This window comes from Streptomyces sp. RPT161, from assembly GCF_027533845.1.
Taxonomy (GTDB): Bacteria; Actinomycetota; Actinomycetes; order Streptomycetales; family Streptomycetaceae; genus Streptantibioticus_A; species Streptantibioticus_A silvisoli_A.
The window spans coordinates 62990-86136 of the sequence record NZ_JAPZVN010000025.1 but is presented as its reverse complement, the minus strand read 5'-3'; the positions used below and the strand labels follow the sequence as shown (position 1 = coordinate 86136).

Here is a 23147-nt window from a genome sequence, read left to right as displayed (position 1 = left end):
CGGCTCAGTAGAAGCCGCCGTCGGCCTGGATGGTTCGACCGGTGATGTAGGAGGCGTCGTCGGAGACCAGGAAAGCGGTTACGGCGGCGATCTCCTCCGGCCGGGCCAACCGGCCCAGGGCGACGTACAGCTTCACCCAGGTTTCCATCGACACGTCGAGCAGTGGTGGCTTGTAGCTGGCGGCGTGGGTACTGGACATGTCCGTGGCGGTACCACCGGGGGCTATGGCGTTGATCGTGATGCCGCGCTGCCCGAGTTCCGCGGCGAGGTTGAGCACCATGCTGCTCACCGCGGCCTTGCTGGCCGCGTAAAGGGTGTGGTGGAAGACGGAGCGGGTCGCGCTCACCGAGGAGGTCAGCACGATGCGGCCGCCGTCGCCCATGTACCGGACCGCCTGTTGCACCGCGAACAGCTGACCTCTGGTGTTGATGGCGAATACCCGGTCGAAGTCCTCCGGGGTGATCTCGGCGAGCGGAGCGAAATGCTCCACCCCGGCGTTGCTGACAAGGATGTCGAGCCCGCCGAAGGCATCGGCCGCCAGGTCCACCAGCCGCGTGGTCTGGGCGACGTCGGAGACGTCCGCCTGGAAGGCGGCGGCCTCGGCCCCCTGTGCCTTCAGTTCGCGGACCAGTTCCTCGGCGTCGCGGGCGTTGCCTCGGTAGTTGACCGCGACGCTCGCGCCGTCCTGGGCGAGGCGGACGGCCGTCGCCTTGCCGATGCCCCGGCTCGCTCCCGTGACCAGGGCGGCTTTCCCACTGAGCTTTCCATTGCCGTTCACAGCGCGCCTCCACCAGACCGACGCCTATCGACCACCTACCCAGGACCACGGCCCGGACACAGCCGCGACGCCGCGTTGACTGCGCGGGGGCATCTGGCCACGATGCGGTGATACCCGGCCGTGCCGTCCCGCCTGACCAGGCGGGACGGCACGGCTGACGGCTCACTTGGCGGTGAACAACGACCGCAGGTGCCTACCGTTCACGATCACGGCCACGCCCAGCAGGCAGAGCCCGCAGAGCCCCTGCTCGACCTTCATCCACAGCGGATACGTGCCGGGCAGCGTGACGATGGCGACGATGGCCACCACCATGAGGGCCGACATGATCCGCAGTCGGCGGTACGCGTCACGCGAGCCACGGGTCATACGGGTGGCGAACACATACGTCAGCAGGGCGCTGGCGGCGACCGCACTGCCGCGTACCCAGACGGCATGGTTCACCACAGCGGGGTCACCGCGAAGCAGCGCGATGACCGCGAGGGTGAGCACGCTGATGCCGAGGTAGGCGCCGACGAGCCGCTTCGCGTTCCGGAACGCCTCCTGACTGCGCGGCTGGTTCAGGTCTTCGTCGGATACGGCGACGGGGCGTGGACTCCGGGCGTTCATGAGGTTCCTTGTCTTCCCTTGTCAGCGGCGGACTTTGATACGGCTCACGTTCTGGAACCATGGTCTGCCGCTGCCCCGCCGGCCCTCATCGGCCACGCGGACGAGCCGTTCCCCTGCCGCTCTCCGGGACAGCAGGGACCTGTCCCGTACGGGCGAACCCTGGCGGACGGCTCGCTGCCGGAGGCCGCCAACTCACCGCGCACGCCGCCTGGTTGACCGCCGACCGCGAACGCTGTGCCGTGCGCGGCCTGTGGGCGACGAACAACAGCCGGTCTGCTTCCGCTCCGGCCCGGCTCCCAGCAGTGGCGGCGACCTCACTCGCCCAGAACGGCCAACTCCAGCAGCCGCAAGCGGGCAGGGTCGGCGATCACCTCATACCCGGTGATCCTCTCCCCTTCGGTCGTGAAGGTCAGCACGAGAAGCAGTCGCCCACGCGGTGCCACGACGGCGCCCACCGACCCGTTGACCAGCGCGGGCTCGGCGAAGCACGCCCGGCGGCCGAAGACAACGGTCTGTTCCGCCACGGTACGGGCACCGATGGCCGTGGTCTCGACGCCCGGCGGCAGGGCGGCACGGCCGGCGCGGCGTACGACATCCGGGGCGAGGACGGTGAGCAGCGCGTCCAGGTCGCCGAGCCGCGCGGCGGCGAGGAAGGCATCGACCATGCGCCGCTGACGGGCGAGATCGACAGTGGAATCCACCGCCGTCCCGCGCACCTTCTGACGCGCCCGGCTGGCGAGCTTCTTCGTCGTGGCCGGAGTGCGTTCCACGATGGGCGCGATCTGTTCGAACGGCACGGCAAAGGTGTCATGCAGCACGAAGGCGATCCGCTCGGCCGGAGCCAGCCGGTCCAGGACCACAAGAAGCGCACGGCCGACCGAGTCGACGAGCAGCGCCTCCTGTTCCGGATCACCACCGTCATCAGTACCGCGCTCGTCCCGGTCCTGCTCCGGCGGTTGCTGTCCGACCGGCTCCTCCCGTCGTGCCGCACGTGCTCGCAGCATGTCCAGGCACACCCGGGAGACGACCGTCCGCAACCAGGCGGGCAGGTTCTCGATACCGCCGGCATCCGTGCGGCTGAGTCGCAGCCACGCCTCCTGGACCGCGTCGTCGGCCTCGCTGAGTGAACCGAGCATCCGGTAGGCGACCGCTCGCAGATGGGTTCGCCGCGTCTCGAACCGTTCGGCCAGCCGGTCCTGCTCGTCCATCGGTCACCTTTCGCCATCGGGCTCCGTCACCTTTATGACGCATGCCACCAGGCCGAGGTGACAGCAACGTGCCCGGGACCCGACAAGGAGACACACCATGAGCACCGCCCTCCCCGCCGCCCTCGACCAGCCGCTGCTGCGGCGAGCGGACTTCGGAGACTTCCAGTTGCCCAACCGAGTGGTGATGGCACCGACCACACGGGCCCGTGCGGTCAACGACGGACTGGTGCCCACACCGATGCACGCCACCCACTACGGCCAACGCGCCAGCGCCGGGCTGATCATCACCGAGTCGACCTGGGTCAGTGAGCGGGCCGTCGGCTTCGTCAACGTACCCGGCATCTACAGCGAGCCGCAGGTGACCGCATGGCGGCAGGTCACCGACACCGTGCACGCCCTCGGCGGTCGCATCGTGCTACAGCTGTGGCACACCGGTGCCGCCTCCCATCCCGACCACCTCGGAGGGCGCCTGCCCGCGGGCCCTTCAGCGATCAACCCCCGGGTGATGTCCTTCACGGCCAGTGGTTTCCAGGAGACGGTCACCCCGCGGGAGATGACCGCGCGGGACATCAGGACCGCCATCGCCGACTTCCGTACCGCCGCGGCGAACGCCCGACGTGCCGGGTTCGACGGAGTCGAGATCGCCGCCCTCGGCTCCTTCCTGATCGCGCAGTTCCTCAACCCGCGGCTGAACCGGCGCTCGGACGCCTACGGCGGCGACCGCGCACGGCGGCGCCAACTGCTGCTCGACATCATCGACGCGGTCGCCGAGCCGTGGGACGGACGGTGCGTAGGGGTCCGCCTCGGCCCGTATCTGACCCCAGGAGAGCCGTTCCGGGTCGACGAGGACCTGCTGGCGGACTACGACGCACTCGTCGCACAGCTCAACAACCACCCCGTTGCCTACCTGCACCTACGCGGCAAGGACCGCACAACCCCCGGCGCCATCCCTGACTTCGAGGCGATCGCACGCTACCGGCGGGCGTTCCACGGCCCGTTGATCGCGAACAACGGCTTCGACCGCGAGTCCGCGAACGCCGTCATCGAAGCCGGAACCGCCGACGCGGTGTCCTTCGCCACCCACTTCATCGCCAACCCCGATCTCGTCGCCCGTTTCGCGACGGGGCACGAGTTGGCGGTGGCGGACCGTGACACGTACTACACCGGCGGCGCCCGCGGGTACGTCGACCATCAGGTCAGCGCTACGGAGTGACCGGTGACCGAAGTCAACACCCCGTCCAGCACGGTGGCATTCGCGGACTGCCGGGTACGCCACGCTATGAACCCGTCCGGCCGCAGCAGCATCACGCCGTCGTCCTCAAGCCGTACAGCGGCGGCCCCCCGAGCGTCGAGCCGGACGGCGCGCAGATCCATCCCCCGCGCCGCGCCGACCTTCCGTGCCGCTTCACACCAGTCCTCACCGGCCGGTCCGGCCAGCACCGCGAAGCGGGATTCGTTGAGGTCCACGGTGGACACGTCGGTGCCCTCCAGCCACCCGTGCGGGATCCGCGATCCGGGTGCGCCGTCAAGGCTCGCCGCCAGGTCCTCCGTGGACGGAACGTCCACGACCGGGTCGATGACCGCCGACGAGGCGTAGCGGTAGCCCATCGTGACCAGCGGACCGTTCCACGCACCGACGGCCCGGCGTTCCGCCACGGCCGTCGGGTCCCAGTGCAGCCGTGGGTTCTCCCAGCGCAACCGTGCCTGCTTTGTGACGAGTTCGGCTACGGCGTGCCGTTCCTCGTGGTAGCTGTCCAGCAGCCGGTCGCCCGCCTGCCCGGCCATCACCATCGCCAACTTCCAGGCCAGGTTGTGCGCATCGGCCAGGCCCGTGTTCAGACCGAAGGCGCCGAGCGGCGAGACGGCCCGTGCGGCATCACCGACCAGGAACGCCCGGCCCGACCGGAATCTCTCGGCCATCCGCACGGTCGCCCGCCACGGCAGCACGCTGACGATCTCCACCGGTACGTCCGCCCCGATCGCCGTGCGGACCGCCTGCGCACAGCGCTCCTCTGAGGGGGTCTCGTCGGCTGGGATGCGCACGTGCAGCACCCAGCGCCGCTCTCCCACGGCCAGGAGGATGCCCGCCGCGTCCGGGTGGTGGATCCGCGTCATCGTGGGCATCGAACCGAAGTGTCCGACGAGGTCGGCGTTGAAGAGGATGTTGAGCGTGACATCGCCGATGGCACCTGGCCCCGTGGTGCCGATCCCCAGCGCGGTGCGCACCGAACTGCGCGCGCCGTCCGCGCCCACCAGGTAGTCGGCGCTCAGAACCCGCCCGTCGGACAGCGTCACTGACACCATGTCAGCGTCTTGGTCCACGCCCACCACCTCGACGCCGAAGTCGACGGTCGCACCACGTTCGCGGGCGGCGGGTACGAGCACGGTGTCGATCCGGTCCTGCGGATAGTGTCCGCTCGGCGCCTCCGGCGACACGGCGGAGAAGGCGGGCAGGATCGGGGACGCGGACGGCGTTTGACTGCGATCGACCTCGGCCACCGTACGGGCTTCGGCCCGCCACAGGTCGGCGGAGCGCACGGCAACCGTGGCCAACTCCTCGCGCAGTCCCACCTCGCGGAAGAACTCCAACGTGCGCGGGCTCAACCCGAGGGCGCGCGGATGGTTCGACGGCGCCGTGCGGCGCTCCACAACGAGTGACGGCACACCGTGGTGGCCGAGGAACACGGCAGTGGCCAGGCCGACCGTGCCGCCGCCCGCGATCAGGACCGGAAGCTTGGACATGGAATCCCCCTTCGCTTGGAACAGTGTTCCCGCGTGTGGGAACACTGTAGTCCCACGCGTTCCGATGCTCAGGAGGAGCGGATCTTGCGCTGCGCGATCCAACTCGCCGATACCGAAGGCATCGACGCGCTGCCCATGCCACGCTGCAAACCACGGTTGGCTACCGGTGACCGGAGCGGTACGGCTCCGGTCAACCTGCCCGGACTGACGGAGCGTTGCGGTCTCCGCGAGTGCGGTCACGGCAGTTCTCGTAGGGTGCGGGCCGTCTCGGGTGCCCGATTCCCGCTACGTGCGGGGACCGGGGTAGTGGCGCAGTTCGTGCGGGGTTCTGCGGTGGCCGTCCCGCGGGACCTCCTCGGGGCCGCGGCTGGTCTCCTCGTAGCCGACGGGGTCGGCTTCCGGGTCCTGCACACCTCGGTCGGGCGGGACCGCCGACTCCCGTTCCTCGGGTGTCTGCCAGGCCCCGCCACGAGGCTGCGGCTCACGCGGCGGTGCGGGTTCACGGGCTCGCGCCCGGTATCCGTACACCACGGCGGCGACCAGGCAGACCACGATGGCGATGCCTATGGCGGCAGGGGCGATGCCGACGCTCAGGTCTCGTACAACGCCGGCGCTCACGGTAGGAGTTCGCATGGCGGTCGCCTACCCGGCCGAGCGGTGCGCATACGACTGTTGTCTGCCGGGCGAGGGACAGCCCGGACCCACACCCCCGTGGTGGGTCCGGACCTTGCGGGGTCGGCTCACGGCGAGCCCGCGCTCACCGTGCGTACGAGCCCAGTCCGACAAGGCAGTAGACGTACTCGTTGATGACCGACCCGCCCCAGGTCTCCTTGTCGGAGAACGCGTACTGGGTAGCGGAGTTGCTCTCGCACCGGCTCAAGTCGGTGGTCTCGTAGAAGGTTTGGATCACCCTGTAGTGGGCGTCGGACGACGAGCAGTCGACCTCGCTGACGTCATTGACCTCCTGCGCCGTCGTCGAGTCGGGCAGCGTGCCGTTGAGGCAGGTACCGGTCCGGTACGGGCTGGCGGTGGGCGTGCTGGCGGTGTGGGTGCCGCCGTACGTGCCCGAACCGGTGCCCGAGTCCGTGCCGCTGTTCGAGCCGGTACCGGCGTCGGAAGCGGTGCTGGTGTCGGTGGGGCCGGGTGTGGGCGTGTCCGTGGCACCGCCGCTGTCGTCGTAGCTGTTGGAGGCGGCGGCGACCGGATTCGTCGCCCCGGACGGCGACCCGCTGCCGCACGAGGGCACGCCGATGAACATGACGACGCCCACCGTCCCCAGCGCGAGCAGTGCCGCGGCGCCGGAGCGCTTCGGCCGTACTGTCGGCGGGTGGTCGCCCACGGTGACCCGGATCCGGAGCAGCAACTCCCGTCTCCCGTGGGTGATTCGCACCAGGCTGCCGTCCTGGCACGGCGGGATGCCCAGGGTGAGCGTCTCACCCGGAAGCGCCACCACCTTGGTGACCCCGCTCGCCGCCTCCTGCGGCGTCAGACGGACGATGACTTCGGTCGTCCCGTTCGGACGTTCCGTCATGCGAGTCCATCCCGACTGCGGTCGGCCTGCCGGACGTGACGCTGCGGTGCCTGCGAAGGGTCCTCGACCGCGGTTGGCGTGGCAGCCCCCGCCTCGCCAGACCCCGCCTCGGCGGCCTTCCGCCTGCGCCTCTGGGCGCCCAACCGCCCCGCCAACGCGATCAGCCCGCCGGCGATGGCGGCAGAGACCAGCTTGTGCAGCAAATCGGTCACCAAAGACTCCACTCCCCCATGGCATCGCGCACTTGACGATCAGGCGCGACCACGAACACGTTCACGCCGGACGCTAGGAGCGGCCGATGAAATCGCCATGAAGCGGCGTGGGCCGCCGCGTCTGGGGTGGGCAGGTCGCTACCTCTGGCCCGGCGCCTGGCTCGGGGTGCGGGGTGTCTGGTAAGCGCGGTTGAGGTGGTGCTGCAACCGGGCGTGGCGGAACTGGTAGACCGCGCCGACCTGGCGCAGCACACCGCGCTGGTAGGCGTCCTCAAGGAACGTCATCACGGCCCAGGGCAGCCGCCCGGTCAACGGCAGCCAGATCCGGGAGAGCACCGCCCACTGGCCCCACGCGGTCAGCGCCAGCGCGTAGCCGAGCGCACCGCTGAGACCGCTCACGATTCCGAGCTTGAGCCCTGCCGTGACGCTCCAGACCAGCGGCCCCAGCAGCCCCTGCATGGGTCGGACCACCAGTCCGGCTCCGGTGCCGACCAGCAGCCCGAACACGGGGGCCCACACCATGATTTGGGTGGCCACGGTTCTGCGGTTCGTCCTCAGCAGGCTGGGCGGGTTGACCGCGGACCTGATGTCGAAGGGGGTTTCCAGCAGGGTCAGGAAGCCGAAGGCGAGCCCGGCGCCGAGGCCGAACACGAGCCCGTAGAAGAGTCCGTCGGCGAGCCCCATGTCCAGCCCGACCGACAGCCCGACGCCCCGGATGAAGCCGTTGAGCACTCCGCGCAGGAACCCGTAGCCGAAGCCGAAGGCCAGCCCGCAGAGCAACCCGATCGCGAGTCGTGGGATGGTCCTGTGCCGGGTCTTCCCCGACCTGCCGAGGATCTTCATGCGCACACTGGACGGCGCCACCGCCGTGTCCCTGGCCGCGACAACGAGCCAGTAGGCGAGCCCGAACATGGGCCCGGACAGCAGACCGGCCACCATTCCGTCCACGAGTTGGAACCCGAGCGGGTCGAAGATCGTGCCGACACAGCAGTCGACGAGCGCGATGGCCACCGCCGTGACCAGCGCGGTCACCAGGGTGCGCGTGGAGCGGCGCAGTCCGCAGCCGAGTCGCCACCAGGCCAGGTCGGGGGTGCCGAGTCGGGTCAGATGGTGGGCGAGGTAGCCGAGCCAGTACTGGGCGCGTTCGGGGTCGAAACCGCGGCCCCGCCTGCTGGTTGGGCGGTGCTCGGGTCGGCGGCGGTAGACGGTGGGGAGGAAGTTGTCCAGGAGGTGGTCCTCCAGCTTCTCGGGGCTGTTGAACCGGTCTGTGTCCAGGAGTGTGGCGGGGTCGTGTTCAGGGGTGTCGCTGTAGACGGTACGCGCCAGAGCGACCATCAGCGGAGTGGCGAGCACCGCGGTGAGATTGGCGCTGGCCTTGCTGTGCGGCCGCTCGCGCAGTTCGGTCAGCACGGGGTCCCAGGCGGTCGCCCCCGGATCCGCGCCGCTGGCCTTGCGTATGGTGCGCGGCAGGTAGTCGGCCAGGTCGCTCAGCGTGAGATCGGTCAGCTCGACCGCGGCGGCCGAGGTCAGCACGTCGGTCTCGGCCACCGCGGCGCCGTATTCGACCGGGCGGCTGGTCAGCAGCAGGGGCAGGTTGGTGGCGTTGAGCGCTTCCAGCGCGGGGCGCCGCAGACCGTCGGCGATCTCGTCGAAGCCGTCCAGTACGGGGAGCACTCGGCCGGTCTCGACCAGGGCGGCGGCCAGGCTCACCCCGCCGGGGGCCGCGGCAGCCAGACCGGGGTGGTCGCGCATCAGTTGACCGGCCAGCCAGTCCCTCAAGGTCACGGTCGTGGGGCTCCACGAGCCGATGCTGAAGATCACTGGGACGGCTTCGGCGCGGGCCCGTGACTTCAGGTGGTCCAGGACGAACCGCACGGTCAGGATCGTCTTGCCCGAGCCGGACCGGCCCAGCACCACCAGTCGCCCGGAGGGGATCCGCCGGTACATCTCCACGATCCCGTCCAGCCGGCCGCTCAGGTCCAGTGGACCGTGTGTGCTGCCGGCCGGAAGACGGCGGATGTTGGCCCAGTGGTCAGTCAGTTCCTCAGAGGCCGACCGCCAGCGCACGGGGAGCGGGAACGGATCCTGTACCTGCCGTTGCTCCTCCTCGCGTTGCCAGCGTGCGGCCACCGCCTGCGCGAGTTGCTCGGCCACATCGGCCAGCGCGTCGTGCGCCGCCGACCCCGACCGCGCCGAGCCCGACTCCTCCGCGCCTGGCTCGCCCGCGCCTGGCTGGAGGCGGTCGCCGGACTCGTCCTGCCGGTTCCCCTCCGCAGTCCGACGGACGGCAGCCCTCAGCAGTTCCTCGCGTTCCTCGGGCCGCAGCTGCAACGCATCGGCCAGCAGCCGCACCGTGGCCACCCGCGGGTCGGCGCGCTCGCCGGTCTCCAGGCCGCGAACGGTACGCACTCCCACCCCTGCGCGCTCCGCCAAGGCCTCCTGGGTCATTCCCGCCTGGTGCCGCAGCCGCCGTAGCAGCAGGCCGAACTCACTGGCCACAACTCACAGCCTCCCCCATCTGAAGTGTCGCCCTTTCACACGTTTCCCCAGGTGAGGGACTCTAGCGCGGCAACCGGCCGGATACGGCCGGTGGTTTGGCCTGTCCCCTGTCCAACGCCAGAACCAGCATCGACGGCGCCGGCCAATCCGGAGAACAGGGAGCCGCCATGCCGACGACCGCGACCGCCGACCAACCGACCGCCACCGTGCTCACCGACCAGGAGCGCGAGGTTCTGTATGCGATCGGCTGCGGCATGAGGGAGGGGGAGATCGCCGCCGCCCTCGCCGTTCCCGAGCACGCCGTAGCCGAACGCCTCGGCCGGATCCTCGCCAAGCTCGGGCTGCGCGACCGGGCCGCCGCCATCGTGCACGCCTTCGACTGCGGCCTGGTGATCCCCGGCCAGGGTCCGCGCGGGCACACGGTGACCGCGGCACCGCGGATCACCGTCCGGCGGGCGGTCCCCGTGCCCGATCCGTGGCTGCGCATCTCCGTACTCGGCCCGTTGCTGGCGTGGCAGGCCGGGCGGCCGGTGGACCTGGGGCCGGTGCGCCAGCAGGCCGTACTGGCGGTGTTGGCGCTGTGCCCGGATCGGGCGGTCAGCCAGCAGGAACTGCTCGACGGGGTATGGGGGATGGCGCCGCCGATCGGGAACGTCGTGCCGGTCTACATCTACCGGCTCCGCAAGATCCTGCGCCTCGGGGACAGCCCGGAGTCCGTGATCACCCGTGACCGGTGCGGCTACCGGTTCGCCCGGAACGCGGTCGAGGTGGACGTGGCGCGCATGGAGGAACTCGTCTCCGCGGCGGGAGCGGCCGAACGAGCCGGCGATCTGGCCGAGGCGGTGCGTGCCTGCTCCCGGGCGCTGGACCTCTTCCGCGGCGAGCCGTTGGCCGGACTGCCCGGGCCGTTCGCCGAGTTGGAGCGGCTACGGCTCGCCGAGCGCAGAATCGCCCTGGCCCAGCGGAAGCTGGACTGGCAGCTGCGGCTGGGCCAACACCGCGAGGCGATCGCCGAGTTGTCCGCCCTCACCGTGGCGCACCCCCAAAACGAACCGGTCGCTGCGATGCTCATGTGCGCCCTGCACCGCAGCGGCCGACGGACCGAGGCGCTGGCCGTGTTCGACCGCACCCGCCGTCATCTGGCCGATGATCTGGGGGTTGCCCCGGGCGAGTTGCTGCGGCGGACTCGCCAGGTGGTTCTGCGCGAGAACGATGTCGAACGCGACCGTACCCGAACCAGGGCCGCCCGCTGACCCGCGCTCGGGTGGTATCCCCGCGGTGTCACCGAAAAGCCCAACCTGCCCCGATGAGCCACCGGCAGCCTTCGCTGTCGTCGACCGGAGGATCTGGACGTGCCCCGAAAGACCCCGCGAAACGGCGATGACGAGTTGCTGTTGGCGAGGATCTCCGAGGCGGCGGGCCGGGAGCGCATCGGCAGGCGGCACGCCACCTTTCCGGGACTGGCGCACAAAAGCTGCCCGGCGGTCATGAGGATCCTGGCGATCCGGGAAGCCCAGCGCGCCGCCACGCGGCTGGACTTGTACGAGCATGGCATGACCGTTGCCGTCAACGGGCGGATCCATGTCGTCCGCTATGACAGCACATCCGTGTTTCGGGCATACGCCTCACACCAGGACCATCATCTCGAAACCTATGCGGTCACCGATGTCCATGGGCAGCAAGTCGCGCTGTGCGGTAGGCCGGAGCGCGGCTTGACCAGGATCGCCTCGTGCGGCGGCTTCCACGACGCGGAAGTATGGCAGCCCGAGATCCAGCGAGCCGTCACCGAGGTCCAGTTGCCGCGTGCGATGGCCGCTCTCGGCAAGGGGGAGCAACTCGCCTTCGGCGACATCTGGCTGACCAAGGAGAAGGTCGGCTCCGGGCAAGTCTCCGCGCGCTGGCCGCTGGTTGAGCGGATCGAGATCCACAACGGGTCCGTCGAGCTCAACATCGCCGGAAAGTGGCACGGCCTGGGAACCGTGGTGTCCGAGGTCCCGAACTTCTTCGTCCTGCGCACCCTCGTCGAACTCCTGCGCACGGATGGTGCGTGCCCGCCGTGACGGCCCGCACGATGGCTGACGCACGCGATCCCTGGCGCGCCCAGTGGCGGCACGGGGGCGACTCGCTCATCCTGGTGGCGGTCGCGGCTGCGCACGTCAGTTCAGCAGGCTTCCTGGGCGGCCTGAAGCCGTTCAAACCCGCGGTCAACACATCCAACGTGAACATGCCGTCCATCACCACCGCTCCCCCGGAAGGAACCGCCATGAGCACCGATCCGACGGCATCCACGGCCGTGGCCACATTCCAGGTACGGCACCTCTCGGTTCCACTGCCGCTGCCGTACGACCGCGCGATCGAGCGGTTCGGCGAACTGGTCCCCGCCGCGGATCTCGCCCGGTTCGGTCGACTCGCCGACTGGGACGCCGTTCTGGAACAGGCCGAGGTCAACGCTCCGCACGGATTCATGGTCTACTGGCAGGCCGACGTCACCGCGCTCATGGCCGGATCGGGATCGGGCTGGCAGTGCACCGAGTACCTGATGGGCAACCACGTCATCGCCGAGCGCATGTTCCGCCACGACCCGACGGCCATGCTCTACGCACCCCTGCGTGTGGTGATCCACACCGACCGGACGGGCCACACCCGCTTCGCCATCGACCAGCCCAGCACGTTGTTCGCATCACTGGGAAACCCGGACATCACGGCGGTCGGCACCGAGCTCGACGCCCTGGTCGCCGACCTGCTCACTGCCCTCGGAGCGACAGTCCCACCCGAACTCAGCGCCTGACCACGCCGCCGCGGATCACCGAATCCGCCCTCCGGCGTTCACCTCGCCTCGACGCCTGTCAGCGCCCGGTTGCGGAGACTTCCGGTAGTTGGACGCTGAGTGCGTAGCGGACGGCATCGGCTCGGGAGTGCAGATCTGCCTTGGTGAAAAGGTTGTTGATGTGCGTCTTGACGGTGGCCTCGCTGATGACGAGGCGGGCGGCGATCTCCCGGTTGCGCAGTCCTTCCCCGATCAGGCGCAGTACCTCGCGTTCCCGCGTCGTCAGTGTCGGGGCCGGGTCGGCCGCGGGTTGCAGGCGCTGGGTGGCCAGGGTGAGCAGGCGTCGCTGCACCTCCGGGGCGAGCACGGTCTGGCCCTGGGCGGCGCTGCGCACGGACTGCAAGATGGTGGCTCGGTCGGCCTCCTTTGTCAGGTAGCCGCTGGCACCGGCCTGCAAGGCGGCCATGATGGACTCGTCGTCCTCGAAGGTGGTCAGCACGACCACGGTGGCCTCGGGGTGGTCGGCGTGGATGCGCCCGGTGGCCTCGACGCCGTCCATCACCGGCATGTTCAGGTCCATCAGGACCACATCGGGCCCGTGCTCGGCGACCACCGCCAGCGCCTCCTGGCCGTTGGTCGCGGTCGCCACCACGTCCACGTCCTCGGCCAGGTCCAGCATGACCGCCAACGCCTCGCGCACGGCCGTCTGGTCGTCCACGACCACCAGCCTGATGTTCCCGCTCACCTCGGCACCTCCAGCCTCACGATCCACCCGGCACCCGAACCGCCGTCAACGTCGGGGCCAGCTCGCAGAGTTCCTCCCAGCAGCGCGGCACGCTCGCGCATTCCCACCAGCCCCACCCCGGTGCCCTGGGCGACCGACGCGGGGTGCCGCCGCTCGCTCGGTCCGTTGACGACGGTGAGCAGCACGGAGTCGGACCGGAACTCCAAGGTCATCGTCCGCGCCGCTCCGGGAGCGTACTTGACGGCGTTGGTCAGTGCCTCCTGTGCTGCGCGGATCACCGTCTGCGCGGTCTCGACCGTCACCGCCGCGACCTCCCCGCGAAGTGTGAAGTCGACCTGCTCGCCGTCCGCCATCAGGCGCAGCGCCTCATGCAGCGGAAGGGTGTCCTCACGCAGCGCGTGTACGGCGCGCCGGGTCTCGGCGATGCTGTCCACCGCCATGGCGCGCGCCCGGCGAATGGCCGCGGTGGCTTCGTCGGCTCGGCCGCTGTCGCTGAGCGCGTCGGCCATGTCCAGTTGGAGGGCGATTCCGGACAGCGAGTGCCCCAGCACGTCGTGGATCTCGCGTGCGATCCGGCCGCGCTCCCTCAGGGCCGCGTTCTGCGCCTCCCACTCCGCAGCCCGCCGCGTCTCGGCGGCCGCACGCCGGGCACTGTCCACCGCGTCCTGGCGGTCCCGACGGGATATGCCGATGTACACCGGCAAGCCCACCGACAGAGCGAGCCACCACGGCCACTGGCCCGGTGTCGGTTCGACATGGCTGACGATCGTCACCGCCACCGCGCAGCTGAGCGCCCCGGTGATCGCCACGCCGAACGCGGCCCGGCGGGAGGGGAGTTTGGCTCCGGCGACGGCGCTGGCGATGAAGGCGAACATCGGCGCCAACGTGGGCCGGGCCAGCGGAAGCAACACCGCGGCCAGCACCGCGTACGTTGCCGCCAGGGCGATCTGCCACTGCTCCGGCAGCCGGTCCCACGGCAGGTTGGAGCCAAGGGCGATCAGCGATACCAGGGCGAACAGAGCCGTCGTCAGAGTTGGAGCGATGAGCCGGTGGTCCGGGAACTCGGCCGCGGTGACCGCGATCGCCGTGACCGCGATGAAGGGCCGGAACAGGTCGTCGGCGAAGCGGGAGCCGCCCAGGATCTTTCGGGTGGCCGCTGCACCGGGCCGGGGTGCGTCGGGGGCCAGGTCAGGTCCGGTCGATGACACGCTCTGACACACCTCTTCAGTTGCGCTGGCTGCGGCGGGAGTCGGTGTCCCGGAGCGCGCCCAGCGTAGAGGAGAACAGGTCACCCGCGCGCTGCGCGGGGCCGTATGCCGCGTTCTCCGCGATGCGCCGCTGAAGGCCGTCCAGGACGGGTGACATGGTGTGCGGTGCGCCGTTCTCGCCCTTGGACCAGGCGATGCGGCTGTCCGCGTGCACCGCCCTGGCCAGCACGACCAGCCCCTCGGCGAGCATGCCGATCCCCAGTGTGAGCAGCAGGCTGTTGCTCACCGCGGCGGCGACATGGGGATCGACGGCGCCGAGCACCAGGTTGGCCCCGAACTTGACCAAGAGGTTCACCACCCACAACGCCACCGTGACGCCCGTGTAGCGCACGAACACCAGGCCCTGGCGGTTAGAAAGCCGAACGCTCATCCCGCGCAGCACCCCGAGCAGGACGCTCGCGCCCGCCGTCGCCACCAGAAACAGCAGCGCGGTCGCGTTCCGGCTCACCCCCGAGACGTCGGACAGTCCGATCGCCCCGAGAACCGCGGGCAGCACCACCAACCGCTTGGCCTGTACGGGCTCCCCGATCATGCGCCGAACCATCACGAAACACACGGCCGCGACGATCAGTACGATTTCCAGTGGACCACTCATGACGCTGCCCCCAACGCGTTCGATCCATGTCCTGATGGGTTCAAAGTTAGGTTTGCGGCACACGATTGACGTCGGCTGGCCGCCGTATCTTCGGGTGGAGACGGCTCTCCACCCAGGCCCGGACCGCCCGGTCCCCAGCCGCTTGCGGCAGGGTGCGCGAGGGCTTGGTCGCGGACTTCTCCGTCAGATGGATCGTCGGACCCGCGGACGCGGGAGACCGGGTCGAGCCGGTCGAAGGCGACCAGCGGCCGCTCGGGGTCGCGCAGGTGGGTGTTGGGGCGATACGGCGGCGCGGAGTCGACCAGCGCGGGTTGCGCAGGCGGTGGGCCAGGGCGGCCAGTGCCACCTGGGCCTCCATCCGGGCCAGCACCGCTCCCAGGCAGTATTGGATGCCCCCGGTGAAGGCCGGGTGCGCGTTGTCCGGGCACTGCGGCCAGAACCGGTCCGGGTCGGCGAAGCGGCGCGGGTCCCGGTTGCCCGCCGCCAACAGCAGCAGCACCTCGACGCCCTGCGGGATCGTCACCCCGGCGACCTCGACGTCGGCCAGCGTGACCCCAGCGGTGAACTGGGGCGTCCGTCCGGGCCCGGGTGACGGGGGTATGCGCGGGCGTAGGGGTCGGCGCCGGGGACGATCGCGGCGTGCTTGTCAGAGCAATACGGCATTATCTGAAAACCTGCGATCAGGCTGCCGTAGGCGTCGACATACCTGGTGGGGTGTTCGGGGGGTTGTGCACAGCCGTGTTGAGGTAGCCGCACCCGGTCGGCACGAACCCCGTCGGGGCACCGGCCGGGACGCGAGGCTGGAGTTGAGCGCGCGGGATCTCCACCAGCTCGGCGGCTGGCGAACGTCATCGGAGCCGTCCCTGAGAGGGCCATGTTCCGACGCTCAGCTGCTGCTGTTCCGACTGCGGTAGGCCGCGACGCTGGCGCGGTGCGCGCAGGTTCGGGTGCAGTACTGCTTTGAGCCGTTGCGTGAGAGGTCCACGTAGGTGGCCCGGCACTGGAGCCCGGCACATACGCCGAGACGAGTCGGACCGAGCGTGGCGATCACGTGAGCCAGCGCGCTGAGCGTGGTCGCGGCCAGGTGCGCCGCGCAGCGATCGGTGTCGGCGGTGACCTCGGTCCACCAGCGGTCCTGATCGTGGCGCAGCACCGGAGTGGCGCGACTGCGGCGCAGACCGTCATTGATCAGGGCCGCAGCTGCGACCGCGTCGGTGCTGGACCGTTCGAGCACGTCGCGCACCGTCTCGCGCAGTGCGCGGACCTCCGTCAGGTCGACGCGGGTGAGACGCCGCCAGGGACCGGGCCCCCGGTCCCTGGCCGAACTCGACGGCTCACCCGGTCCGGCAGGCGGATGGTCGGCGAAGAAGTCCTGGAGCTGCTCCACGGTCTCCAGCGCGTCCTCGCCCTTGATCGGCCTCCAGGTGTTGGCGAGATCGACGGCCGTCTCCACCGCCGATGAGATGTAACACGCATCTAGCATTTGACGTGTCTCCTCACCACTCGTAGCGTGACACCCGTATTAGTTTTCACGTGTCACAACATACCTGGGTGGAGACGACGATGCCGCAGACGATCCGGTCGGGAGGGCGTCTGGGCGGGCGACCTACCCACGCCCCGGACGGGCGCCGGCTGGGACTGACCCTGGGGATGCTGGTGCTGCCGATGTATGTCGCATTGGGCGCCCCGTCGGTGGCGCTGCCGGCAATCGGCCGCGCGCTCGGAGTGCCGTTCGGGGCCACGGCATGGATCCTCGCCGCATGGTCGCTGACCTCGGCACTGGCGATGCCGGTCGCCGGTCGGCTGATGGCCCGGTGGAGCCCCGCGCGGGTCCTCGTCGCCGGGGTTCTGGCACTCACCGCGGGCTCCACGCTCGCGGCGGCCGGCCCGACGTTGCCGGTCGTGATCATCGGCCGACTGATCGGTGGCGCCGGGGCGGGTGCGACGGTGATCGCCGTCTTCGCTGAGGCCACCGCCCTTCCCGGGCAGCAACGGCTGCGCGCGTTGGGAACGGTCGCAGCCGCCAGCGCGACGGCGTCGGCGTGCGGGACCCTGGTGGGCGGGGCGGTTACCGCGTGGCTGGGGTGGCGTGCCGTGCTCGCGATCCCGGTCCTCGCACTGCCCCTCCTGCTGGCCGCGTTGGCAGACAGGCGTACGTTCACGCGGATCGGCGGCGGTGAGCGGGACGGCTCGGCCGGGCGACTCGACGTCGGCGGCGCGGCCGTGCTGTCGGTACTCGCCGGGTCGCTGATCACGGTGTTGCAGGCGCATTCGGTCGGACTGCCCGCTGCGGTCACGCTCGTCGTGGCTGCCGCCGGGGTGCTCGCCGGGGTGGGACTGTGGTGGCGCGTGCGACGCAGGCCCGACGGGTTCGTGCCTCGGCGGGTGATCGCGGCCCGCGGCGTCCCGGCTGCCGGGCTCGTCGGTGGGGCGGTCTTCGCCGGCTACTACGGGGTGCTGTTCCTCGCCCCGTCCCTGATCGAGCAGGCGACGGGCGGTGGCGCCCTCGAAGCCGGCGCGCTGCTGGTCCCGGCCGCCGCCTGCTCGGTGCTGGCAGGGCGGCTGGCCGGCACCGTGACCGTACGATTCACCGCGTGGCAGGTGTCGGCCGGGCTTGCGGCACTCACCGTCGTCGGCGTGCTCGTGGTCGGGGTGTTCACCGGGCCGCTCACGGTCATCGTCGGCGTGGCACTGACCGTGAGCGGGTTCGCCGGCGCCCAGACCGTACTCGTGGGCCTTGCACCGGAACTGGTCACCGCACACGACCGCGACACCGCACAGGGCCTGCTCACCTTCATGGTCAACCTGGGTGGCGGGATCGGTCCGGCCGCTGTCGCGGGCCTGTCCGGCATCGTGTCGGTGCCGGTAGCCCTCACCGTGCTCGCGGTCCTCCCTCTGGCCGGACTCGTCCTCAGCGTGACCCGACGCCCCGGCGCCCGACGTCCACCGGAAACTCACGACACCGTCAACTCTCAACCCGTCACCTTTCACCCCGGCAAGTCCTGACAGAACAGGAGCCAGCTGTGGCCGCCGAGCCATTTGAGGTCAGCATCACCGAAGCCGAGATCGCGGATCTGCGTGAACGGTTGCGACGAACGCGGTGGCCCGAGCGCGAGCCGGTGGACAACTGGTCACAAGGGGTGCCGCTGGCCTATGCACAGGAGCTGTGCCGCAGTTGGGCCGAGGACTACGACTTCGGGTTCGCCGAGCGGCTGAACGTTTTCCCGCAGTACCGCGACACCATCGACGGGCTGGGCATCCACTTCCTGCACGTCCGCTCGCCGGAGCCGGACGCGTTCCCGCTGGTGCTCACGCACGGCTGGCCGGGTTCGGTGCTCGAGTTCCTGGATGTCCTCGGACCACTGACAGACCCACGCGCACACGGCGGGGACCCGGCGGACGCATTCCACGTGGTCGCGCCGTCGTTGCCCGGGTACGGCTGGAGCGACAAGCCGACGAGGACCGGGTGGGGTGTCACGCGAATCGCGCGCGCCTGGGACACGTTGATGGTGTCGCTGGGTTACGAGCGTTACGGCGCGCAGGGCGGTGACTGGGGTTCGGCGGTGTCCGGCGCGCTCGGCGAGGTGGCGCCCGAGCGGGTCGTGGGCGTGCACCTGAACATGGGGGCCGTGGCGCTGGGCACGTTCGACGACCCGACACCCACTGAACGAGCGAACCTCGAGGCTCAGAAGGAGTTCCAGCGCACCGGCCGGGGGTACTCGGGACAGCAGGCGACCCGGCCACAGACGCTCGGCTACGGCCTCACCGACTCCCCCGCCGGCCAGGCTGCCTGGATCGCCGAGAAGTTTCAGGCTTGGACGGACCACGACGGCAACCACGAGGACGCGGTGTCGCGGCAGAAGATCCTCGACGAAATCTCGGTCTACTGGTTCACCGCGTCGGCCACCTCGTCCGCGCGCCTGTACTGGGAAAGCTTCGCCCACTTCCGGGACAAGGTCACCGCGCCGTCCGGCCTGTCGATCTATCCCCGCGACATCACCCGCCCATCCCGGCGGGAGGCCGAACTGCGGTTCACCGACCTGCGCTGGTTCGAGGAACTGCCGCGAGGCGGCCACTTCGCCGCGCTGGAGCAGCCGGAGTCACTTGTCGAACAGGTGCGCGGGTTCTTCCGCCTTGTCCGCTGACCAGGCATCAACCGGGAGCCACAGACAGGGGCCGGTCACGACGCACCGTGACCGCACACCTAACCAGCAGTGATCAGCTCGTGGCACGGTTCGGCACGCCTGAACGGTCATTCTGACCGGCCGACAGACGCCTCATCGAGAGTCGGCTCAGAACAGGGTGTCGTGCATCCGCAGCGGCCGATACCCCGGTCGGGCCGAGCTTCGCCAGCTTGCCCTCGTGTCGACCTCGATCGCGCCGAAGAAGTCGATGACGTGCCGGTCCGCGTCACCGAAGAGCGGATTGATGTGCTGGTACCGCGCGGTCGTGTAGGGACGGTAGAAGATCAGGTCCTTCCAGTTGCGGATGCGGGGCAGCAGCTCGATGCCGAGCATGCGCGCCAGCCCGAAGACAGGCAGATGCTTTATGTGGACAGTTCAAGTTCATCATCCTTCGCCGTGTTGCGAGCCTGCGGTGACCATGGGGCCAGTGCGGCGGGTGCCAGTAGGCTCCACTTGGATGGCTCCGTGTCAGTGCATGAAGTGATCAAGCAGCTGCCTGCCGTCGCGACTGTCCGCGATCGGTCCAGGGCTCTGGCGATGCTGGACGCCGTTCTGAGCCCTGAGTGGGAGTGGAGGTACTACTCCTTCGATTCCGGCTGGTCGCCAGGCGAGGAGATGGCCTCGATGAGGGACGGCGCCGGCAACGACTACGCCATCGTGTTCTCCGCTGCTGGGGTGTATGCCCAGGCGTGTGACCACGAGTCGCCGATGTCCCCGTATCACGTCGCGCCGCCGGCACCGTGGCCTGAGCTCTTCGACTCGGTCCCGAACGTCTTCCGTCCCCATGTGAACGAGCCCGCCTTCGCCGACCACAACGGACTGCCCCGAGCGACCGTCTGCTTCTGGCGCGAGAGCTCCGACAGCCAGTGGAGGTGCGGCGAAGTGCACGTGCCGGACGAGGACATGGACGACGCCGACGGTGCTGAGTGGCTGTTCGATGTGCTCATCGCGGGCAGTGCCGAGGCCTACCGGGAGTTTGCCGAGGAGGTCTACGAGGTCACGCTTGACCTGGCGGCGCTCCAAGCGGTTTTTGATCTCACGCCGCTGACCCAGGAGATCGTCTCGGCGTTGAACCCGGAAGTGACCCTTGGTGATCTGGCCGAGGACATCGCCCAGATCGGTTACCCGACGACCGGATGAGCCCCGGTGGCCGGTGTGACGCGGCTGGCCCGGCACTTGCGCGGAGGATTTCCTACCGGCTCTGGCCGGCTCTTTCTTGCGATGACCTCAAACTTATGAAGCCGCCGGGGAGTTGCCGTGCGACCGTCGCCATATCTTCCGGGTGGAGAAAGCTCTCCACCAGCCGGATTCAGCGGTCGGATCCTGGGCTGCGAATGCCTGCGGGGCCCTTGATGGTGTGTAGGACCAGCGAGCTTTCGAAGCTCTGGACGGCAGGAAGCGTGGAGATGGTGGTGGTCAGGTACGTGTAGACCGCTGGGATGCTGGGGGTGGCCACGGATGCGTACAGGTTGCGGGCGCCGGTGATGGCTGCGGCGAAGGCCACCTCTGGGTGTTCGGCCAGCGCGGCGCCGGTGCTGTCGAGGTGTGCGGGCGCCACCGCCAGCCACAGCAGGGTGCGGATCTGAAGCCCCAGCCGTGCACGCTCGGTGTCGATGTCGAAGTACAGCACACCGCTCTCGCGCAGTTCGCTGATCCGGCGTTGCACCGTGGAATGCGACACCCCAGCCCCGGCGGCGAGTTGGTTGATCGGGGCGCGGCCGTCGCCGCGCAGCAGGGCGAGGATCCGGTGGTCAACCTCGTCCAGGGTGACGGGTTTCGCCGGGTCGACCGGCGGTGCGGTGGGGAGCCGCAACTGCGCGGCCTGATCGGGGGAGAGGGCGTTGAGCTTGGTGATCACACTGCTGGTGCGGCCGAAGAAGGTGTGCAGCAGGCAGTGGGCGCTGACGTCGAGGATCCGTGCGCTGCGCGGCAGCGTCTTCAGCAGCAACTCGTCGGCCGGAGTGGGTGCGTAGGTGCGGCACACCAGTTCCGTACCGCCGGAGGTGCGGCTGATCCAGGAGGTGTCCGTCCGCCGGGCGAGGGCGGATGCCACGTCGCCCGCCGAGTCAGGGGTGCAGCGGATCCTTACCAGCCACTCCACCTGGCCCAGCCGGGAAGGATCGGCAAGCCCCCAGATGCGCAGGGAACCCGCGGAGCACAGCCGGGCGTAGCGCCGGGCCACCGTCTGGTCGGAGACCCCGATGACGGAGGCGACCCGGGAGAACGGGACACGTGCGTCCAGGTGCAGGGCGTGGAGGATCTTCAGGTCGATCTCGTCATAGGAGTCGGATTCCATCACGGCTTCCCGGATCTTGTCGGATGTGTTCAGGATATGGCTCGGGAACGGATCCGCTCGGGGGCGGCGGACACGATGGGGCCATGATGGTCGATACACAGATACCAGCGGAGCGCACCACCGTCCTGATCGTGGGCGGCAGCGTCGTTGGGGCCTCGGCCGCGCTGTTCCTGGCAGCTCGCGGCATCACCCCCGTTCTCGTCGAGAAGCACCGCGCGGTCTCCACCAGGCTGCGCGCCAAGCTGTTCTATCCCCGCACCATGGAGGCCTATCGCTCCGTCGGAGCCGACCAGGACGTCTACGCCGTCCAACACAGGCTCCCGCCAGCCGATCACGCCGCCGTCGTCACATCGCTCACCGGGCCGGAACTGCGGCGTTGGCAGCTACCGGCCGCGGAGGACTCCGGCGACGTGTCACCGTGTCCCAGCGCCTTCGTCAAACAGGCCGACCTGGAGGAGGTCGTCCGTGCGCACGCCCGCGCCGCCGGTGCCGAACTGCGCTTGGGCCACCGCTTCCTGGAACTGCGCCAGCGCGATGACCGTGTCGTCGCGAAGGTGCTCGACGCCGAGGGCGAACCGTACTTCGTGCAGGCCGACTACCTGCTGGCCGCGGACGGGAACGGCAGCGCTATCCGGGAGGGGTTGGGCATCGGCCGCAGCGGCAGCGAGGTGGTCTCCCACGTCATGGAGATCGGCTTCACGGCCGACCTGCGCCGGGCCCTCGACGGCCGTCGGCTCGCCATGGCCTGGACCGACGCGCCCGAGCGCGCGTTCATCTCCTGGAGCACGGCACGGGACCACGGCACGGTGTCGGTGACGTACGATCCGGCGGTCACGGATCCAACGACCGCGTTCGATGCCGCGCGGTGCCGTCAGGTGGTCTCCCGCGCTCTCGGACTGCCCGCGTCGCGTTTCACGATCACCGGGAGCCGACCGTGGCACATGGGCGGCTGGGTGGCCGACTCCTACCGCGCGGGGCGGGTCTTCCTGCTCGGGGACGCGGTGCACGTCACCCCGCCGACCGGTGGGTTCGGCGCCAACACCGGCATCCAGGACGCCTGGAACCTCACCAGCAAACTGGTCTCCGTACTGCGCGGCGACGCCGACCCGCGGCTGCTTGACGACTACGAGCCCGAACGCGGTGCGGTGGGCAGACTGACGGTGGAACAGGCACTGCTGCGCCTGAGTGACCGCGCCGGGGCGGCAGTCGAGGAACGCCCGCTGCTCAGCGAAGCGGCGGTGGCGGGCGGCTACCGCTATCGCATGCCAGGCGACGTTCCCGCAGATCCCGGTACGGCGGTGGCCGACGAGCCGGGCCGTTGGCGCGGCGAGCCCGGCACCCGGCTGCCGCACCTGCCCCTCACCGGTGGCGACGGCGGCTCGACGCTCGACCTCGTCCGCGACGGCCGCTATCTGCTGCTCGCCGGGGCCGAAGGACACCCATGGGCGCGGGCCGCGCGCGGTCTGGATCCGCAAGGCGCCTTCCTCGACGTGGCGCTGCTGCCCCGCCAGGCCAGTTCCGGACCCGCGCGGCCCGCCGACGCCTGCGGCATCGGCGACCACGGCGCCCTGCTGGTCCGCCCCGACCATGTGATCGCCTGGCGCGCCACGGACGCCACCCCGGACGCCACCGCACTCCTGACCGACGCCACCCGGCGGGCGCTGGGAAAGGGGTTTTGAGGAGGGGGAAGCCCTGAGAGGACACCTCAGCCGATGA

22 protein-coding genes are annotated in these 23147 nt (G+C 70.0%); 8 read left to right on the top strand and 14 right to left on the bottom strand.

All coding sequences use genetic code 11. The features are described 5' to 3' along the window. Nucleotides 1–4: 4 nt before the first annotated feature. From O5O46_RS31160 to O5O46_RS31150, 3 genes are all read right to left on the bottom strand, one after another. Nucleotides 5–778, bottom strand: coding sequence for an SDR family NAD(P)-dependent oxidoreductase (locus O5O46_RS31160; protein ID WP_269858989.1), 774 nt, complete (start codon nt 776–778; stop codon nt 5–7). 162 nt (nt 779–940) lie between these two features. Next, nucleotides 941–1384 (bottom strand): hypothetical protein, encoded by a 444-nt coding sequence (locus O5O46_RS31155; RefSeq protein ID WP_269858988.1) that lies wholly within the window; start codon nt 1382–1384, stop codon nt 941–943. A gap of 314 nt (nt 1385–1698) precedes the next feature. Continuing rightward, nucleotides 1699–2592, bottom strand: a complete 894-nt coding sequence (locus tag O5O46_RS31150; protein ID WP_269858987.1) for a sigma-70 family RNA polymerase sigma factor — start codon at nt 2590–2592, stop codon at nt 1699–1701. A 97-nt stretch (nt 2593–2689) separates the two neighbouring features. Here O5O46_RS31150 and O5O46_RS31145 point away from each other — a divergent pair, with 97 nt between their 5' ends. Further along, nucleotides 2690–3805 carry an alkene reductase gene (locus O5O46_RS31145; protein ID WP_269858986.1) on the top strand — a complete coding sequence of 372 codons (1116 nt, stop codon included), beginning with the start codon at nt 2690–2692 and terminating at the stop codon, nt 3803–3805. On the opposite strand, the gene O5O46_RS31140 is transcribed toward O5O46_RS31145, so the two are convergent. The 4 genes from O5O46_RS31140 to O5O46_RS31125 all read right to left on the bottom strand — a co-directional run bounded on the left by O5O46_RS31140 (nt 3784) and on the right by O5O46_RS31125 (nt 9576). Continuing rightward, the gene (locus tag O5O46_RS31140) at nt 3784–5334 is read right to left on the bottom strand and encodes an FAD-dependent monooxygenase (RefSeq protein ID WP_269858985.1); all 1551 of its coding nucleotides are present in this window, start codon (nt 5332–5334) and stop codon (nt 3784–3786) included. The genes O5O46_RS31145 and O5O46_RS31140 overlap by 22 nt on opposite strands. Nucleotides 5335–5619: 285 nt before the next feature. Then, nucleotides 5620–5952: a DUF6479 family protein gene (locus O5O46_RS31135; RefSeq protein ID WP_269858984.1), complete on the bottom strand. Its 333-nt coding sequence runs from the start codon at nt 5950–5952 to the stop codon at nt 5620–5622. A gap of 139 nt (nt 5953–6091) precedes the next feature. Then, on the bottom strand, nt 6092–6865 hold the full coding sequence (locus tag O5O46_RS31130) for an LppU/SCO3897 family protein (RefSeq protein ID WP_269858983.1): 774 nt from the start codon (nt 6863–6865) through the stop codon (nt 6092–6094). A 350-nt stretch (nt 6866–7215) separates the two neighbouring features. Further along, nucleotides 7216–9576, bottom strand: coding sequence for an XRE family transcriptional regulator (locus tag O5O46_RS31125; RefSeq protein WP_269858982.1), 2361 nt, complete (start codon nt 9574–9576; stop codon nt 7216–7218). Nucleotides 9577–9743: 167 nt separating this feature from the next. On the opposite strand from O5O46_RS31125, the gene O5O46_RS31120 reads away from it, so the two are divergent. From O5O46_RS31120 to O5O46_RS31110, 3 genes are all read left to right on the top strand, one after another. Continuing rightward, a complete protein-coding gene (locus O5O46_RS31120; protein WP_269858981.1) occupies nt 9744–10829 on the top strand; it encodes a BTAD domain-containing putative transcriptional regulator in 1086 nt (361 codons plus the stop codon). 99 nt (nt 10830–10928) lie between these two features. Then, the gene (locus O5O46_RS31115) at nt 10929–11636 is read left to right on the top strand and encodes a DUF6585 family protein (protein ID WP_269858980.1); all 708 of its coding nucleotides are present in this window, start codon (nt 10929–10931) and stop codon (nt 11634–11636) included. A gap of 11 nt (nt 11637–11647) precedes the next feature. Then, nucleotides 11648–12364 (top strand): DUF302 domain-containing protein, encoded by a 717-nt coding sequence (locus tag O5O46_RS31110; RefSeq protein ID WP_269858979.1) that lies wholly within the window; start codon nt 11648–11650, stop codon nt 12362–12364. 58 nt (nt 12365–12422) lie between these two features. Here O5O46_RS31110 and O5O46_RS31105 read toward each other — a convergent pair whose 3' ends face one another. The 5 genes from O5O46_RS31105 to O5O46_RS31085 all read right to left on the bottom strand — a co-directional run bounded on the left by O5O46_RS31105 (nt 12423) and on the right by O5O46_RS31085 (nt 16434). Next, entirely contained in the window at nt 12423–13088 is a 666-nt protein-coding gene (locus O5O46_RS31105; protein WP_269858978.1) for a response regulator, read from the bottom strand. Then, on the bottom strand, nt 13085–14296 hold the full coding sequence (locus tag O5O46_RS31100) for a sensor histidine kinase (protein ID WP_269858977.1): 1212 nt from the start codon (nt 14294–14296) through the stop codon (nt 13085–13087). The genes O5O46_RS31105 and O5O46_RS31100 overlap by 4 nt, the downstream gene beginning before the upstream one ends. A gap of 16 nt (nt 14297–14312) precedes the next feature. Then, entirely contained in the window at nt 14313–14888 is a 576-nt protein-coding gene (locus tag O5O46_RS31095; RefSeq protein WP_269858976.1) for a hypothetical protein, read from the bottom strand. Between the two features lie 109 nt (nt 14889–14997). Further along, nucleotides 14998–15498, bottom strand: coding sequence for a cytochrome P450 (locus tag O5O46_RS31090; RefSeq protein ID WP_443072671.1), 501 nt, complete (start codon nt 15496–15498; stop codon nt 14998–15000). A gap of 339 nt (nt 15499–15837) precedes the next feature. Continuing rightward, nucleotides 15838–16434 (bottom strand): CGNR zinc finger domain-containing protein, encoded by a 597-nt coding sequence (locus O5O46_RS31085; RefSeq protein ID WP_269858974.1) that lies wholly within the window; start codon nt 16432–16434, stop codon nt 15838–15840. 68 nt (nt 16435–16502) lie between these two features. Here O5O46_RS31085 and O5O46_RS31080 point away from each other — a divergent pair, with 68 nt between their 5' ends. Then, nucleotides 16503–17957 (top strand): MFS transporter, encoded by a 1455-nt coding sequence (locus tag O5O46_RS31080; protein WP_269858973.1) that lies wholly within the window; start codon nt 16503–16505, stop codon nt 17955–17957. Between the two features lie 17 nt (nt 17958–17974). After that, nucleotides 17975–19096: an epoxide hydrolase family protein gene (locus O5O46_RS31075; RefSeq protein WP_269858972.1), complete on the top strand. Its 1122-nt coding sequence runs from the start codon at nt 17975–17977 to the stop codon at nt 19094–19096. A gap of 147 nt (nt 19097–19243) precedes the next feature. On the opposite strand, the gene O5O46_RS31070 is transcribed toward O5O46_RS31075, so the two are convergent. After that, nucleotides 19244–19477 (bottom strand): Tn3 family transposase, encoded by a 234-nt coding sequence (locus O5O46_RS31070; RefSeq protein WP_269858997.1) that lies wholly within the window; start codon nt 19475–19477, stop codon nt 19244–19246. Nucleotides 19478–19615: 138 nt separating this feature from the next. Here O5O46_RS31070 and O5O46_RS31065 point away from each other — a divergent pair, with 138 nt between their 5' ends. Continuing rightward, nucleotides 19616–20275, top strand: coding sequence for a hypothetical protein (locus tag O5O46_RS31065; RefSeq protein WP_269858971.1), 660 nt, complete (start codon nt 19616–19618; stop codon nt 20273–20275). A gap of 169 nt (nt 20276–20444) precedes the next feature. Here the strand turns inward: O5O46_RS31065 and O5O46_RS31060 are convergent, their stop codons facing one another. After that, nucleotides 20445–21431, bottom strand: a complete 987-nt coding sequence (locus tag O5O46_RS31060; RefSeq protein ID WP_269858970.1) for an Lrp/AsnC family transcriptional regulator — start codon at nt 21429–21431, stop codon at nt 20445–20447. A gap of 83 nt (nt 21432–21514) precedes the next feature. Between O5O46_RS31060 and O5O46_RS31055 the strand changes: the two genes are divergently transcribed. Further along, complete coding sequence (locus O5O46_RS31055; RefSeq protein WP_269858969.1) at nt 21515–23110, top strand: FAD-dependent monooxygenase; 1596 nt, start codon at nt 21515–21517, stop codon at nt 23108–23110. The last annotated feature ends 37 nt before the right edge of the window (nt 23111–23147 follow it).